Source organism: Leptolyngbya sp. PL-A3, assembly GCF_039962325.1.
GTDB lineage: Bacteria > Cyanobacteriota > Cyanobacteriia > Elainellales > Elainellaceae > Vacuolonema.
Map to the genome: position 1 here is coordinate 22857 of NZ_JAMPLB010000059.1, position 16396 is coordinate 39252.

The 16396-nt window shown below is 50.5% G+C and carries 16 protein-coding genes; 10 read left to right on the forward strand and 6 right to left on the reverse strand.

What is annotated here, in order from left to right; genetic code table 11:
* Window positions 1–3 precede the first annotated feature (3 nt).
* A complete protein-coding gene (locus NDI52_RS27515; RefSeq protein WP_190770102.1) occupies window positions 4–423 on the forward strand; it encodes a hypothetical protein in 420 nt (139 codons plus the stop codon).
* A 113-nt stretch (window positions 424–536) separates the two neighbouring features.
* Here the strand turns inward: NDI52_RS27515 and frr are convergent, their stop codons facing one another.
* The 3 genes from frr to NDI52_RS27530 form a co-directional block, all read right to left on the reverse strand.
* Window positions 537–1085 (reverse strand): ribosome recycling factor, encoded by a 549-nt coding sequence (gene frr, locus NDI52_RS27520; protein ID WP_190770101.1) that lies wholly within the window; start codon window positions 1083–1085, stop codon window positions 537–539.
* Window positions 1072–1800 (reverse strand): UMP kinase, encoded by a 729-nt coding sequence (gene pyrH, locus NDI52_RS27525; protein ID WP_190770100.1) that lies wholly within the window; start codon window positions 1798–1800, stop codon window positions 1072–1074. Before pyrH ends, frr begins: the two co-directional genes overlap by 14 nt.
* A 105-nt stretch (window positions 1801–1905) precedes the next feature.
* Complete coding sequence (locus tag NDI52_RS27530) at window positions 1906–2445, reverse strand: redoxin domain-containing protein (RefSeq protein ID WP_190770099.1); 540 nt, start codon at window positions 2443–2445, stop codon at window positions 1906–1908.
* A 418-nt stretch (window positions 2446–2863) separates the two neighbouring features.
* Between NDI52_RS27530 and selD the strand changes: the two genes are divergently transcribed.
* The 6 genes from selD to NDI52_RS27560 all read left to right on the forward strand — a co-directional run bounded on the left by selD (window position 2864) and on the right by NDI52_RS27560 (window position 9269).
* Complete coding sequence (gene selD, locus NDI52_RS27535; protein ID WP_242035963.1) at window positions 2864–5200, forward strand: selenide, water dikinase SelD; 2337 nt, start codon at window positions 2864–2866, stop codon at window positions 5198–5200.
* Between the two features lie 49 nt (window positions 5201–5249).
* Window positions 5250–5636, forward strand: coding sequence for a hypothetical protein (locus tag NDI52_RS27540; RefSeq protein ID WP_190770097.1), 387 nt, complete (start codon window positions 5250–5252; stop codon window positions 5634–5636).
* A gap of 88 nt (window positions 5637–5724) precedes the next feature.
* Complete coding sequence (gene mnmH / locus NDI52_RS27545) at window positions 5725–6750, forward strand: tRNA 2-selenouridine(34) synthase MnmH (RefSeq protein WP_190770096.1); 1026 nt, start codon at window positions 5725–5727, stop codon at window positions 6748–6750.
* A gap of 20 nt (window positions 6751–6770) precedes the next feature.
* The gene (locus tag NDI52_RS27550; protein WP_190770095.1) at window positions 6771–7136 is read left to right on the forward strand and encodes a hypothetical protein; all 366 of its coding nucleotides are present in this window, start codon (window positions 6771–6773) and stop codon (window positions 7134–7136) included.
* A gap of 95 nt (window positions 7137–7231) precedes the next feature.
* Complete coding sequence (locus NDI52_RS27555) at window positions 7232–8179, forward strand: RsmB/NOP family class I SAM-dependent RNA methyltransferase (RefSeq protein ID WP_190770094.1); 948 nt, start codon at window positions 7232–7234, stop codon at window positions 8177–8179.
* Window positions 8180–8402: 223 nt separating this feature from the next.
* On the forward strand, window positions 8403–9269 hold the full coding sequence (locus NDI52_RS27560) for an MBL fold metallo-hydrolase (protein ID WP_190770093.1): 867 nt from the start codon (window positions 8403–8405) through the stop codon (window positions 9267–9269).
* 106 nt (window positions 9270–9375) lie between these two features.
* Here NDI52_RS27560 and NDI52_RS27565 read toward each other — a convergent pair whose 3' ends face one another.
* Window positions 9376–10896 (reverse strand): hypothetical protein, encoded by a 1521-nt coding sequence (locus tag NDI52_RS27565; protein ID WP_190770092.1) that lies wholly within the window; start codon window positions 10894–10896, stop codon window positions 9376–9378.
* Between the two features lie 283 nt (window positions 10897–11179).
* Here NDI52_RS27565 and NDI52_RS27570 point away from each other — a divergent pair, with 283 nt between their 5' ends.
* Both NDI52_RS27570 and NDI52_RS27575 read left to right on the forward strand, forming a co-directional pair.
* A complete protein-coding gene (locus NDI52_RS27570; RefSeq protein ID WP_190770091.1) occupies window positions 11180–11743 on the forward strand; it encodes a hypothetical protein in 564 nt (187 codons plus the stop codon).
* Window positions 11744–12075: 332 nt separating this feature from the next.
* On the forward strand, window positions 12076–12360 hold the full coding sequence (locus NDI52_RS27575) for a hypothetical protein (RefSeq protein WP_190770090.1): 285 nt from the start codon (window positions 12076–12078) through the stop codon (window positions 12358–12360).
* Window positions 12361–12539: 179 nt separating this feature from the next.
* On the opposite strand, the gene NDI52_RS27580 is transcribed toward NDI52_RS27575, so the two are convergent.
* Together NDI52_RS27580 and NDI52_RS27585 are read right to left on the reverse strand one after the other, a co-directional pair.
* Complete coding sequence (locus tag NDI52_RS27580; RefSeq protein WP_190770089.1) at window positions 12540–13409, reverse strand: 6-carboxytetrahydropterin synthase; 870 nt, start codon at window positions 13407–13409, stop codon at window positions 12540–12542.
* A 90-nt stretch (window positions 13410–13499) separates the two neighbouring features.
* Entirely contained in the window at window positions 13500–14426 is a 927-nt protein-coding gene (locus NDI52_RS27585; RefSeq protein ID WP_190770088.1) for an FTR1 family protein, read from the reverse strand.
* Between the two features lie 530 nt (window positions 14427–14956).
* Here NDI52_RS27585 and NDI52_RS27590 point away from each other — a divergent pair.
* Window positions 14957–16207 (forward strand): hypothetical protein, encoded by a 1251-nt coding sequence (locus NDI52_RS27590; protein ID WP_190770087.1) that lies wholly within the window; start codon window positions 14957–14959, stop codon window positions 16205–16207.
* Window positions 16208–16396: the final 189 nt, after the last annotated feature.

Below are 16396 nucleotides of genomic sequence, written 5' to 3' on the forward strand. Positions count from 1 at the left end.
ATTATGGGTAAGCAACGAGTCACCCAGTTGTTGGCACAACTGCGGGAGAACCAGGCCAAGGATCTGGAGAACGCTGCAAACATCTACACAGTAGCCCAGGTTGCCGTGAATGCCTTGGATGCGGCAGAAGGCCAATCGACTGAACCATCCCAGCAGAAAGCGTTACCCGAAGTACCTCTTCCAGCCATTCCCACTATTACAAAGGCTGCATTACTGGAGCAGTACGGCTCATTTAACGGTTGCCGTCTAGCTGCCAAAAAACTTGGCATTCGCTTTAGCAAAACCCCCTCCTGGGCCAAAATGGAAGCGGCATTTAGCTACCGGGAAGCCTGCCAGCAATTAATTCAGCAGTATCTAAAGAAAAATCCTAACGAACACTTACAGGGGGTCGCGTTGGAAGTGTCGCTGGACTTGCCTGAATAAGGTAAGGCGATCGCAGATTCTCAATTTCGCAGAAAATGCGCGACACTCGTGCCGCGCATTTTCCATGGAACGGGTTGCTTTCTATGAACGCAACCTGTGGCGAATACGATTGCTTAAACCGTCATGATGTCAGCTTCTTTGTCTTTAAGAAGCGCATCAATTTTGCCAACAAACTTGTCAGTCATCTTTTGGATGCTGTCCTGTAAATCTCGCGCTTCGTCTTCGGAGATTTCGCTGGCCTTTTCTTGCTTGCGGACACTGTCAACGGCGTCGCGGCGGACGTTGCGAATGGCGACTTTGCCTTCTTCAGCGTACTTGGCGGCAATTTTGGTCAGTTCCTTACGGCGTTCGGTGGTCAACGGTGGGATGTTGAGCCGAATGTTGGTGCCATCATTGTTGGGTGTCAGACCAATATCCGAAAGGGAAATGGCCTTTTCGATGCTGCTCATGGAGCTGCGATCGTAGGGCTGGATCAGGATAGTGCTGGAGTCCGGCACGCTGATATTAGCCAGGGATTTGAGAGGGGTTTCGGAACCATAGTAGTCGATGGTGATCCGATCCAATAGAGCCGGATTCGCCCGCCCCGTACGGATAGTATTAAAAGACCGTTGAGTGGCTTCAATGGTCTTTTGCATGTGGTCTTCGAACTCAGCTAACTTCACAAGAGCCTCCAACTAACGTTCCTAGCGGCTCCCCTAAGAGGGCGCGATGGATGTTCCCCTGCACAGACAGGTCAAATACCATGATAGGTATATTGTTATCTTTGCACAGGGCGATCGCAGTTCCATCCATCACCTTCAGGTCTTTTTCAAGAACGTGGCTGTAGGTTAGGGTTTGATAACGTTTGGCATTGGGGTTCTTTTTCGGATCTGAGTCGTATACCCCATCCACCTTGGTCGCTTTGAAAACAACCTCAGCGTTGATTTCGGCGGCTCGCAGCGCAGCAGTGGTATCAGTTGTGAAGAAGGGATTGCCCGACCCCGCTCCAAAAATTACCACGCGGCCTTTTTCGAGATGCCGAATGGCTCGGCGGCGAATGTAAGGCTCGGCCACTTCTTGCATTTCGATAGCAGTCTGAACGCGGGTGGGGACGCCTTTTCGTTCCAGAGCATCCTGTAGGGTCATGGCATTCATGACAGTGGCAATCATACCGATGTAGTCGGCGGTAGCTCGCTCCATCCCGGCAGCGGCTCCTTTCATCCCGCGAAAGATATTTCCACCGCCTACGACCACGGCGATTTCAACTCCTGATGTCACGGCTTCGCTAATTTCCTCGGCAATGTTATCAACAATAGTCGGGTCAATTCCATAAGCCATGTCACCCATAAGGGCTTCACCGCTCAGCTTGAGTAGAACCCGCTGATATTTCTTCTCCATGGCGACAACCGCGTTTCCTTTAACATGAATTTTTGTTTTTGGAGTAGCTCCAACTTAAGATAACAGTCGAAGCTGACCATCGGACATCCGGATGAAAGCAGAAGTCTACCGGGCTCGCCATTGAAGGGGGCACCCGTAGGACGGAGTATAGTGAATAGCCGGAGCATGACCTTGAAGGAGAGCGGCGATCGCCTCCCTCAGGAAAGGCTGTTCTGTTTCCCCTGTATGTCCCCAAACACTACCACTGTAAGAAATCATTCCGGACTGATCAATCAAGAAAACTTCGGGGGAGTGGGTTGCCCCAAAGGCTTCGGCGACTTCCTGGGTTTCGTCTCGGACGTAGGGAAAGGACAAATTTTGCTGCCGGGCGAAAGTGGCCATGGCATCCAGGCGATCGGACAAGGGTTGGGGTTCGGTATTAGCATCAATACCGATGAGGGTGAAACCGCTGGGTAAAAATTCTTGTTGGATTGCCATCAGATGTTGGAGTGCTGGCAACACGAGGGCGCAGTCATAGCTGAGAAAAACGACGCCAACTCCTTGAAACCGCATGAGGTATTGCCTCAGGTGGTGTACGGCACCATCAATGCCAGGGAGTTCGAAGTCGGGTGCGTAGCAGCCAACTCGGAGATCAGAAGAAGCCATGGTAGAGCCTTTGAGAAGGAGAGTGAAGAATAGGAGTGAGGAATAAATAGAGGACTAAAAATTTAGGCGGCCGCACCGTGGGGATTGAACAATGTGCGTTTTTCCGATTCTGATGTCTGGATTTATTGTGCCCGTTGGAGGGGGGGAAATCTCTTCGGAGAAGCACGGAAGGATGTCTAGTATGGCCGAAATCAACCGATGTTGGATGGGGTGGGGTGTGAAGCACCTCATCCTACCCAACATATGCTATGTGCTAGCGGGCTTTGTAGGCCCTGAGAGAGTTTTTGGGGGCTTCGTTATGCTGGAGGAGGATGGGTGTGGAGTGTTGGCCGCTGGGCCGGGGGACTTCCCCCCAAACCCCTGCTTTTTGGGGGCCTAACTCCCCCAAACCCCCGGAAGGAGTCTGGGGTGAGTCTGGATGGCTTCGGTAGAATGCTCTCCTGGTGCTGAGTGGCTTTTTAGAAAGGTGGCTGTGCCACTCTTTCAGGTGGTAGAGGTTGTTGGGAGGGATATGCAGGGGTCGTCGGTAGCTGGGAAGGATTTGGTGCTGGTGGGTGGAGGGCACAGTCATGCGATCGCCCTCAAGTCGTTTGGCATGCAGCCGCTGGATGGGGTGCGGGTGACGCTGATTACCGATGTAATGCATACGCCCTATTCGGGTATGTTGCCGGGGTATTTGGCAGGGTTGTATTCCTTCGATGAGTGCCATATTGACTTGCAGCGATTGGCAACTTTTGCCGGGGTGCGGTTGATTCATGCTCGGGCGATCGCTCTCGATCTGGTGAACAATCAGGTGCTGTGTGAGCATCATCCACCTGTCTCGTTTGATCTGCTGTCGTTGGATATTGGCAGCACCCCTGCGGTGTCGACGGTTCCAGGGGCGGAGAAGTTCGCAATTCCGGCGAAGCCGATTTCGAAGTTTTTAGATTACTGGGATCGGTTGGTGGCGGAGGTGGAACAGAATCCGCAGCGGCCTCTGCGAGTTGGGGTTGTGGGCGGTGGTGCCGGAGGGGTGGAATTGAGCTTGGCGGTACAGGCTCATCTACAAAGAATTTATCGGGAGGCTGGGCAACCGGACAGGCTGGAGTCGCATTTGTTTCAGCGCAGCCCGGAATTGCTGCCGGAGCGGGGTCGTTGGGCACGGCGCAAGATGCGACAGGTGATGGAGCAGCGTGGGATTGCGCTGCACCTGGGGGAGACGGTGGAGGAGGTGGGTGAGGATTGGGTGCGGTGTGCCTCGGGGTTGGAGGTGGAGTGCGATCGCCTCTTCTGGGTCACTCAGGCGGCGGCTACTCCCTGGATTCGGGAAGCTGGACTGGCTACCGATGAGCGCGGTTTTTTGCTGGTAAACGATCGTCTGCAATCAATTTCCCATCCGCAGGTGTTTGGGGCAGGAGATGTAGCGACCATGCAGGCCCATCCACGACCCAAGGCGGGGGTATTTGCGGTGCGGCAGGGCAAACCCTTGACGGAAAACCTGCGCCGTGCGCTGGAAAACCAGCCTCTAAAACCCTTTGTGCCACAAAAACAATTCCTGATTTTGATTGGGGTTGGTGATGAAACGGCTGTGGCTTCTCGCGGGGCCTTGGGCATCGGCCCTGCAAAATGGATCTGGCAATGGAAGGACCGCATTGATCGCAAGTTCATGGACAAGTTTAGTGATCTGAAATCCATGTCCGATAGCGCTCCCGAATCTGCTGATACGTTAGAGCCTGCCATGCGCTGTGCCGGGTGTGGCTCCAAAGTGGGCAGTTCAATTCTTGAAAATGTTCTGACTCGTATCCGCCAGGAACAGAGGCACCTCGAAGATTCCAACATTCTGCTTGGACTGGAGAGCAGTGATGACGCTGCGGTATTGCAAGTGCCACCGGGCCAAGTTCTGGTGCAAACGGTAGATTACTTCCGCGCCCTTGTGTCTGATCCGTACTTGTTTGGGCAGATTGCGGCTCACCATGCCTTGAGTGACTTGTTCGCGATGGGAGCGAAGCCGCAGAGTGCGCTGGCGATCGCCACTCTCCCCTATGCCCCCGACCAGAAAGTGCAAGACCAGCTCTATCACCTGCTGACAGGAGCCACGGAGGTATTGCATGAAGCTGGAGCCGCTTTGGTGGGCGGTCACACCACTGAAGGGCCAGAATTGGCCTTTGGGCTCACCTGTAATGGTCTGGCGGAGAGCGATCGCCTCCTCCGCAAAGGTGGACTACACCCCGGCCAGGCTCTCATTTTGACGAAGCCATTGGGAACGGGCACGCTGTTTGCTGCCGATATGCAACTGAAGGCGAAAGGGCGCTGGATTGAGGGGGCGATCGCCTCCATGCTTACCTCCAACCAGGCTGCGGCTCAATGCTTTCTGGACTATGGTGCAACGGCCTGCACCGACATCACCGGATTTGGCTTGTTGGGGCACCTGTTGGAAATGATGCGTGCCTCGCAAGTGTCCGTCACGCTGGATATGAATGCCATTCCAGTTTTAGGCGGTGCGCAGGAAACCCTTCAGAGAGGAATTTTTAGTTCACTTCAGGGGCAGAACCGAAAGGTGGAGGGGGCGATCGCCAACCTTTCCGAAGCCATGGCCCATCCCCTATTTCCAATTCTGTTTGACCCGCAAACTTCGGGTGGCTTGCTAGCGGGAGTGGAGGGCGATCGGGCACAATCTTGCCTCGCTGCTCTCCACCAGCAGGGCTATTCGGACAGTCAATTGATCGGGTATGTCACAGAATCAGCAACGAATTTTACCGTGACACTATCACAATAGATCTGATAAAAATGGCGAGCAGGTTGGCCTATAAGAAGTATTTATTTATATGGGATATGCTTTATTTATTACGTTTAACCCGCACGTTTCAGGTGTTGATGGATGGGATATATGTGGCAAGACACTGGCTCATCATCTCGAGAAATTGGATGATGTTGCAAGGCAGCTACAACTTTTACCACTTGGTGAAATGATCAGCGTTAGTGAAGAGTATTTAGAAGATTTAATTGATGAAGATATAAAAGGTTGCCAAGAACAGTGGCTTTTACCCTCTGTTGGCTTACTAACCGTTAATGGATTGATGAGTTTTATACAAGAAAATTCCAACCACTTTCACGCGGCGTCGCAGTTGCTAGAAGATTTAAGTCACTTGAGGCACTGTCTAAACCATGCGGATCAGCAGAGTACGCTTTTTCATTTGACTCCTGATTTCTAATAGAAATTGCACGTATGCTACCTAATCTTAGAAAAATTTTTTGAAATTATCAAAATAGCTAAAGTCTATTCTCCTTTGCTGCTTCCCTATGGTGCATTCCCTTCCATTTCCAGAATTTTTCTCTGCTGCTGGCCCTGTGCTAGATGTTCGGAGCCCATCAGAGTATGCGCAGGGGCACATCCCTGGAGCCATTAGCTTTCCGCTGTTTACAGATGCAGAACGGGCACAGGTCGGCACCTGCTATAAACAGGAGGGGCGAGATGCCGCAGTGGAGTTGGGGTTTGCGATCGCTGGCCCCAAATTTGCAGGATTTATTCAGCAGGCGAAGGCGTTGGCGGGCGATCGCCGTATCCGAGTGCATTGTTGGCGTGGTGGTATGCGGAGTGGGGCGGTAGCCTGGGTTCTGGAAATGGCAGGTTTTCAGGTAACGACCTTAATCGGTGGCTACAAAGCCTTCCGTCGCTGGGCCTTACAGACTTTTGAGGAACCACGTCCGATTGTCATTCTGGGAGGCATGACGGGAACGGGCAAGACTGACATTTTGCATGCTTTAGCGGAAACGGGGGAGCAGGTGTTGGATCTAGAAGATGTGGCCCATCACCGAGGCAGCAGCTTTGGGTCACTGATGCTTCCGCCCCAGCCGACCAATGAGCAATTTGAAAATCAGGTCGCGCTTCAATGGGCAACGTTTAGCCCACACCGACGGGTATGGATTGAGGCGGAAAGCAAGAGCATTGGGCTCTGCCGGGTTCCAAATGCTCTGTTCGATCAGATGGATCACGCTCCCATTTTGGAAGTGGTTCGCCCCACATCTGAGCGACTGGTGTTGTTAGTGGATTTGTACGCCCAGGCCCCCCTGGAGGGTTTGATTACGGCGACAGAGCGTATTCGTAAGCGCTTAGGCGGAGCAAGAACTCAGGAGGCGATCGACCTCCTCCAGCAACACCGCTTTGCCGAAGCCTTCGAGCTGATGCTGTTCTACTACGATCGCACCTACCAATACGACCTGCAACGGCGCACCGTGTCGCGCTATTCAGTGGATGCCACAGGATACTCTGCTGCAGAAATTGCCCGTTTGCTGCTTGAAAAAGCGGAGGTGCTGCCCCTCCCCTAATACCTTATTAATTTCGAACGATGTATCTGACACTTAATCCCACTCATCTCTACATTCATTTAGAAGGCTACGAACGGCTATGGTCGTTTCACCTGGGTTCTTGCATTGAGGTTCCCCTGAATCACATTGCCCAGGTCAGCACTGACCTCCCTCTCAGCACCTGGCGAGAACTCCGTGCCCCTGGCACGTCCCTCCCGGGTGTGATCAAAGCAGGAACTTATTACACTGAGCGGGGCCGAGAGTTCTGGTATGTGACCAAGCCTTCGGTGCTGACCATTGATGTTCGCGATAATTATTACAAGCGCATTGTGCTTTCACTGCACGACAATGAAGCATGGCGAGCTGAAATCACTGGATCGCTTGTTCCATCCAATGGGTCTGACTAATTCTGAAAGGGTTGGCGTGGCACTTTACGTCATATCGACCCTTTAGAACTATGCGGCCAGATATCATAAATTACTGAATTCCTTCTGGGCTTACTGTGGCTGCACCCTCTAATCTCCTGCTGAAATTAAGTAAACGATTGTTCTCGGAAGACGAGAGCCGTTCTGAGTTTGTGGATGCATTGACCCATCCACAGGACTACCCGTCCTGCATTCTGTGGTGTAAGCCGCGCCCCGAGGAAATGCCCTTTGCGATCGCCCCCGCTCTTTCCTGGCAACCCGACTTTGTTGATCGGGTAAAAGAGGACAAAATCGGCCAGCATCCCCTCCACCAGGAAGGCCATTTCTACAGTCTGGATCTATCGTCGGTGTTTGCGGCCTCAGCCATGGGGGCGATCGCGACTCCGGTTCGCACCGTCTTTGATATGTGTGCATCTCCCGGCGGCAAAAGTGTTTTTGCATGGCGCATGTTTCAACCGGAGTTGTTGCTGTGCAATGAAGTAACCAACAAGCGCATTGGGGCTTTGGTCTATAATCTGCGTCGCTGTGAGATTCGTCCGGCTCGTGTGGTAAGCGTGGACTCCAATGTATTAGCAGAAGAGATTCCACAAATTGCAGATTTGGTGCTGGTAGATGCCCCTTGTACCTGCCAATCGGTACTGGCAAAAGGTGAAAAGGCTCCCGGTTGTTTTCACCCGGTTTCGATTAATAAAAATGCCAATCGGCAAAAGCGGATTCTGGCCAATTCGGCCTCTCTAGTCGCGCCGCAAGGTCATCTGTTGTATATGACCTGCACCTATTCCACCGAGGAAAATGAAGAGGTAATGGATTGGTTCTTGGAGCGATTTCCCGAGTTCGCTCCGGTGCCCGTTCCGGCATTGCAGTCCTACCAGTCCCATTTAACAGAACGCCCTTGCTACCGCATGTTTCCTCAAGATGGATTAGGGGCGGGCTCCTTCAGCGTCCTATTTCAGAATCAAGCGGATGGGGAAAAACAAGACATTCCTGAGAGCTTCTTTACCCAGCGGCGAATTATTACCGTTTAACCGGATGAGCTTGTTCACTACCCCTTATGGCAGACGCTTTCAATCGGCTGTTTGAGTAAGCTACCGGTATCTTTTTCTGAAGGAATGGGGCTACTTCCAAGACCTATTACTGTAGAGGCAATTATCCTTCGCCCTACGGGTTCTTGAAAGGATGGATCGAAGCGATCGCCCACCTTACCTTTCTGCAAAAGTCAAATCCTACGTTGCAGGTATCGGTTGTACTATGACAAACACCATTGCACATTTACGTTTACCTGCCGGAAAAGATACATTCGATTTTGAGCGGGGTTCTATCTTTTTTGTCGGTACTGCAACGGTTGTGTTGCGGTATGCCGGGTTCACAATTCTCACAGACCCTAACTTTTTGCATCAGGGCGATCATGTGCATCTAGGGCATGGATTGCGAGCGCAGCGCCTGACCAATCCGGCTCTTGAAATTGATGCTTTGCCCCCGATTGATCTGGTTGTCCTCTCCCACATGCATGAGGATCATTTCGATCGCGTTGCGGTCGCAAAACTGGATAAGAGCCTTCCCATTGTGACGACACAACACGCTACAGAGAAACTCCAAGAGAAAGGGTTTAGAGCGCTTTATGCTTTGAATACCTGGCAAAGTCTAAAGGTATTTAAAGGGAATAGTGCTTTGACGATTACATCCATGCCAGGGCGTCACGGTCCGGGAGTGTTAGCAGCTCTACTCCCTCCCGTAATGGGCAGCATTCTTGAGTTTCAAGATGGCAATGATACCCGGTTCTGTCTCTATATCACTGGCGATACTTTGGTGATTGACCAGTTAAAAGAAATTCCAGAACGATACCCCAATATTGATATTGGGTTATTCCATTTGGGTGGCACCAAAGCGTTTGGAATATTGCTGACAATGGACGCGAATCAGGGGCTTGAAGCCGTGCAGCTCATTGCTCCAAAGGTGGCAATTCCCATTCATTACAATGATTACACGGTGTTTAAGTCACCTCTGGAAGATTTCCAGGCGGCTGTTGCAGCCGCAGGATTAGAAGACAAGGTGGTCTACTTGAGTCATGGGGATACTTACAACTTTGAAGTTGCTAATATTTCGCAGCTTCACTGAAGTTAGTTTGTAATTAGGCACTTCAGATCTTGCACCTTCCTAAAACCAAACCCCAGAAGTTCTATTTTCCTGCGTAACGCGCACGAGAATAGAACTTCTGTTTTTTTTAGAAAAAGGTTTTCGTTGCTAAAACACCTGCAGCAGCAGATGAAATAGCTCCAGTGGAGGCGATCGCAAACAACCACCACAATGCCTTAATAGCGCTTCTCTGAGCCGATTCTGCCTGTTCATAAGCCTGACGCTTCAAGCTATCGACTTGGGCCTGAATGCGGTTCTGCAACTTTTCAAGAGGTTGGAGAGTGCGATCGCGCATATTCTCCATCTGTTCTAAAGAGGACTGGCCGAGATTTGTAAGATTAGCCTGAGTTTCCTTTAAGAGATAGTCTAAGGACGGCTTGATTTCAGCCATATCCAAACGCATAGTTTCTGGTAATAATTCAGACTTGGCTAGCCGGGGTAACGCCTCAGCCAAGGTAAGGAGAGCAATGCCAATGCCATAAGTCACCGGCACTTTAGACCGATGGAGTAATTCCGCTAAGTCTAAATTACTGAGGGTATTATCAATAGTTTGTTCCAGAACTGATTGCAGTTTCTCCTGCAAAGATGAGGATGTATCCTGTGGTTCTACATCTAAACTTTCAACAGAGTTAGATAGAAGTTGAGAGGCATAGTGAGCTTCAAAATTTGACCAACTTTGCTCAACCTCCGTCATGATTTTCCGCTGTTTTTTAGCATTAATATCCTCCCGTTGCTCAAGCCAGAGACGCAATATCTCCGGTTCAAAGTGGGGTAAGGCTTGATTCTCAGGGAGTTTCTCTTCAGCAGCTCTAAAAAGTGTTTCTAGTTTGCGTTGAATACGTTTAGGTGTCAGGCTTTTAGAGTCTGTTTCCGTTAAATAGATTTTGATAGGTTGCCAGAAGGCTGCTCTGGCGAGTTGATCCTCGGCATTGGCTGGAGCGATCGCCTCAACCCTTGATGCTGCGATAAACGGTTGCAACTGCGCTTCGAGAAGTTGTTGAACACCCGCACGATTTAAGGCCGATTGAATCCCTTCACGAATCAGTTCTGCGGTTTCTTCTTCCGTCAAAGAGTCTGACGCATCATTGCGGAAGAGGGAGGCGATCGCTCCCCCAGCCCACCGCACTCCTCCAGTTGCCCGGTCGACGATAAAGCCCGCTACAGAATTGAGGGTACGGGTACTGAGCCATGTGAGAAGCAGCACATAGGCTGACCAGATGGTGAGCCCGGCGATCGCTCCCATCATGGGCTCAGCCACCTGGCTAAACCGTGTGCCGAGGAAACAGGCTGTGAACAGGACGATATTGACGGTAAACAGGAAGCCGAAGCCGAGGGTCGTAGCGATCGCTCCAGATCCAGATGCCGATTCTTCTGCTTCTAAAGGCTCTGCACGTTCCTTATTTTTGAAGAAACGCATGCCAAAAGCTGAAAGCCCCAAAACAAGACCTAAATTCGTCAACAGTAATTGAAAGCCTAATGCTGTGAGAAGGCCGACGACCAGGGTTGTCAGAAGTTGCGTCCATAGATCAGGTGACGCAGATCCAGCCAACGCCGACGGTATCTGATTCAGGTACATCGTAATTAGAAAATCAGCATGTTCCCTGTACATCTCCATTCGCCCGTTCGTCGAGAATATGGCTTCTATAGTTTAGGAAATAGAGAGTTATTTGTCGTCTGGCTAAAAGGAGATGATGGGCGTTTCTAGTTAAGCTTTTCTAACACCTGCTCATCTTGATGCTGTAGAAAATTGAGCCACTTTTTGAATAAGTATCTTGACAATTCACTCGAAAGTTTAACCCCTTTGCTGTTATTTCCAAACTTTTTATAGATGCTCTACTTCGGGTTGCTCGGATAAGCTGATAATTCGAGGAGTTAAAGTGTCATTACTAACAATGGGTAAGAATAAATTGAAAAAAAATGGCGTTGTTCACAAGAATGAGAACAATGGCATTGATATTTTAGGAGTTGATGCACGGCAACTTGGGACAGCGGTTGCGAGTGTTTTGGTAGCCGAAATTGCCAACGCTGCGGTTCAACGCCTGAGTGAGAAGACTTTTGGAAGCACCAAGAACAAGGCTGGTGTAGAGGATATTCCTGACCAGGCTGATCTAACGAATGACGGCTCTGATACTCTATCGGATACCGCTCAGTCTGGGAGACAAGCAGCTCGCGTGGAGTCTTCAGTAGGCGAAGCTGCCCAAAAGGTTCGCTCTTCGCTGAGTGACGTAACACTGAGTCTTTCGGATGTTGTGAATGTTTTGCGGGATGCTGGTCAGCGCCTCAAAGATCAATCTGGAAGCGTGATGAACACATCGTCCGATACCGTACTGAACGGCATTGCATCAGGAGCTACCGCGCTGCTCGAACGAGTTTCGCCCGATACTCAGGAAAGCCCTGTCAAATCGAAGAAAGGGTCGAAACACCATAAGAAAAAGCATAAGAAGAAAAAGCATTAATAGAGTAGGGCTGACACATTCTTGTCAGGTAGTGAATTCCCCACACTAACGAGAATGCACTGAATTAGAATGGGCCTGCATGAGCCGTGTGAGTGTTGCTGATGACAGATCTAGGGCCTGATTCAGGAGATTGTTTCGTACGTGGATCGTATGGAAAAACATCCCCTTCAGCTATTGGAGCACGCTCTAGTACGCTGAGGCGGAAATCCATCACCTATGTTTTTGTGTGGGGTGCGAAGCACCCCACACAAAAACATAGTATGCAAACTTAGGCCGCAGCCTACTAGTTTGAGACCAATGACTGCCTGCTGCTGTATTTGGTGATTAATCTTATGAACTCAAACGCTTCAGACTCCAAAGACTCTGTTTTCGTTACACCGGATCCGTCTCTGCTGCAATCAGACGAAAATAAGACCGATTTGAAGAAACAATATCCTGTTCCCGAAGAGGTTGTAGCGGGTGAGACTGATCTCCCTGAGTCGTCGAGTGGCGGTCCAACCTTTGATCCAGACGAAATTAGTCGAGGGGAAACTGATGCGGCGATCGCCTCAGACGATCGTAATCAGGAAAATCTGCTCAGTCGGCAGGTTGGAATTACGTTTCACTCAGGTAGCTGATACTGCTTTCAGCGCTTTTCAAACACTTAAAACTTGGTTATTTTTGTGAGAGTCGCGCTCCGCGCGGCTCTCACAAAAATAACCGTGGCTGATTCAAGCGCAAAGCGCTGCAAAGAACTCAAATCTATAAAGAGCGGGGTGCTTAGCACCCCGCTCTTTATAGATTTGAGTTCTTTAACTTAGATCTTAGCGAGTTCGGGTTGTTCGGTTGCCTTATGCGTCGTTTCTTCCACAGGTAAACCAAACACTTCAGCAGAGTTATTGGGGCTTTCAATCAGCTTTACTTTGTGTAGCTTGGCCCCAATGGTACGAATGGGTTGCTCGAGTAGATCGCGGATGTGAACGGCGATGTTTTCAGCGGTAGGAACCACCTTGCCGAAGTAAGGAATATCGTGGTTGAGAAAGGTGTGGTCAAAAGGCTCTACCACATACTCATCTACAGCTTTCTGGAAGGCCACCAAGTCTGCAATCATGCCAGTCCGCGGGTCAATCTCGCCCTTGATGGTGACTTCGAGGTGGTAGTTGTGTCCATGTCCATGCACTCGTGCACACTTGCCATAAATTTCCGTATTTTCTTCCAGGCTCAGATGCGGCAATGCAAGGCGATGAGCGGCACTGAAATGGGTGCTGATGGTGAGATAGGCTTCCATAGAGTTTCCTGCGTATTCGGCCCAGAGTTCGGGGTGTTCAAAAACCTGAATGTTGACAATCGGCAAATGTGGCGCAAGGCGGTTCCAAATGGCTAAAGCCAGGGCTTCCGTTGTCGGTAGCATGGCTTGAAATTCTGGCCAGACGTCGTTCAGGCACGAGAAATTGAGTTGACTAGTAACTTCGTGCTTAATGACGTGCTTGACGTCTGATAGGTTTAGCACCATCCCGTATTCATCCAAATCCCCCTCCATTGCCACATAGAGCACGTAGTTGTGCCCATGGCCAGGGGAGTTGGTGCATAGCCCAAAGCGAGCAAAGTTCTCCGCATCGCTAAGTTCTGGCAACCAGTAACGGTGACTGGCGGAGAACTCAGCGCGTCGGTTAATAATGCATTTCATGGATTTCTGGGGTAAGAGGAGAACTGTTAAGTTCCATTAACATTCCTTCTTTTAGGATAAACCGTTTTGAAGTGAGACTGGTTTATCAATTCAGGTTGCCGATTTTTGTTGATCTACCGAAGGTGTGCGAGGGCTACCCAAGCTTTGTAAATAAAGGGTGCCCACAGTTCCCAGAAATGTGAGGTAGGCGATCGCCTGCACTCTATACAACCGCTGGGTATACCCAAACAATGCCTTCAAAATCACCCCAGGAAATTTCTTATCAGGCAATACATCGCTGAAGTTCCACACCTGTGGCCCTAGGAAGCAGGAGCCTTGAGGGTTAGAACAGAGGTTGGCATATTGAGGAGCAACCTGGGCCAGTGCTGCGATCGCCCCGTCAAAGTGCCGCAGCATCGACACCACTAACCCTGCCACAATCAACAACAGCAGAATTCCCATGACCTGGAAGAATCGACGCAAGTTGATTTTGATGCCCAGTTGAAAGAGCAAAAATCCAACAATGACCGCTCCGGCAAGCCCGGCGATCGCCCCTACCGCTGGCATCCACCCGCCCGTAAACTGAGCCGCCAGAAAAAGTACGGTTTCGAACCCTTCCCGAAGGACGGCGATCGCAATCAGACTAAACACTCCCCACGCTGCATTCTCCTGTTGCAGCAAGGTATTAACCGAGCCTTCCACTTCGCCCTTCAGAGCCCGGGCCTGACGGGTCATCCAGATCAGCATCCAACTGAGAAGGGCGATCGCGATGAGCCCAAATACTCCTTCCAACGCCAATTTCAGGACACGCCCATAGCTGGACTCATTCGCGGCTAGCCAGCCCAGTAACCCACTGAGCCCAATCCCAACCAGGACGCTGGCTCCAACACCGAACGCAATTCCGGCATACACCCATGGGATGAGCCGGCTTTGCTCGGCTTGCTTCAGATAGGCCAGCACGATGCCGACTACAAGCGCTGCTTCAACCCCTTCCCGTAAGGTCACGACAAACGGCGGTAATGCTGCCGCAATATCCATAGATTCTTTAACTGCTTGGCTACGTTTTGATCATATAGCGATCGCCCCTCACCATAGAGCCCACAACTCTATATGCATCGCTTTAGTCGTTCACCACCCTCCTACCTTCAAACAGGGGTAAACGTAAGCCGTCAAGTACTAGTAGGCTGGGGCAGAAGTGTACAACCTATTTTTTGTGGTGGGTGCGAAGCACCCCACCACAAAAAATAGGCAACGAACTTAGGCCGTAGCCTACTAGTACGCTGAGGCGGAAATCCATCACCTATGTTTTTGTGTAGGGTGCGAAGCACCCTACACAAAAACATAGGTTGCGAACTTAGGCCGCAGCCTACTAGTCTCTGTAAGTCATGAATTCTAGATAAAAAATGTCTGGAAAGGTAATCTATCTTACAGCAGATTTTTTAGCCTTTTTACGGAAGGTTCATCAGGCTGTGAAGAATTAATCCTGGCTTCCTCAAATCACAATCTTTGGAGGAGGAAATTTGTAACTTCGAATACAGCAGTTTATAAAAACTTTGCAGAGGCCCGCGATGAAAGTCGTAAATCTACGAACAGAGGATCGGGGAGATTTGAAGCGCGCAGCAGCAACATTGCTGTGGGAAGATAACAAGCTGCCTTCGGAAGAGCTTTACATCGATGTTCCTGCCGCTTATGCAGAAGGCTTCTTTGCCAATCCCGATGCTTTTTTGGTTGCGGCTGCCATTCCGGCCATGTATTTTGGCGAGCAGCGCGTTTTTGTGGAAGGAGCTGTTTGCCCGACACTGAAGTATGGGATGCAGTCTGCCTTTCAATGGCTGCATCACTGGTATGGGATCGGCAACCCTCAGATTAGGATTGAGGCGGATGTGCAACACTCCGTTGAGCCCGTATCCCATCATCGTACGGCTTCCTTCTTTACAGGAGGTGTAGACTCCTGGTCTAACTTAATTCTGAATCACCTCAGTTATCCTCCTGACCATCCCGGCTTTATTCAGGACTGCTTTCTGGTTTACGGCGTGCAGCGGGTAAAACGCCATAACTTTGAGCGGGCAGTGAAGGAATTTAAGCAGCTTGAGGCTGCTGCACAAGTCCGTTTTATTCCCGTTTACACCAATATTTACAGCCACATTATTGATCGCGACACCCGTTACAAATTCTGGCAGGAGGCGTACAACGGGCCTGCATTGATAGCGATCGCCCACGCCTTTGCAAACCGATACAGTGCTGTTTCCATCGCCTCCGGCAATGACATTCCGAACCTGGTGCCCCTGGGAACTCACCCGCTGCTGGATCCTTACCTCAGTAGTCATCGGCTCCGGATCACTCACGATGGCATAACCCATTCGCGCCTGGACAAAACCCGGTTAATTACAGACTGCGATGTGGCGCTGCAAAACCTGCGCGTGTGCGATATGCCAGACATCCCGAGCGATCGCCAGAACTGCGGTCAGTGCGAGAAATGTGTGCGCACAACTGTAACCCTGGAAGCCCTGGGAGCCTTAAACCGAACTCAGGCGTTTCCCTACCAAAAGCTCTCCCGTCAAACACTGGCTCAAAAGTGCTACATCAAGCACTCAGGGATTGCCGTCATTTATGGGCAATTAATTCCTCAACTGGAAGCTCAGGGACGCCATGATCTGGCAGAGATCCTGCAAGCCAAGATCCGTCGCTATCGCATGGAAACGCTGGATCAGAAATACCTGAAGGGGTTGCTATTTGAAAGTTTGCGGCAGGCTAAAGCACTGCTCAAACGGGAGCGGGCACCTCAACCCATTGTAGAGAGCGTGCAGGATGTGACCTAGTGGTTTGTCAATTTTAAGTGTGGGGTAACCCCACACTTAAAAATTAAATTTAAGGAATTTTTGAGGGGTCGTAGACCAGCCCTTTCAAGGTGCTTTTTTATCTTTTTTAGATTTCGATTCACTCAGCAATCGAGCAGTGGAGACATGAGGTTTGTCTTTTTGCCGTTCGGGTTTTGGAACTTTCTTTTT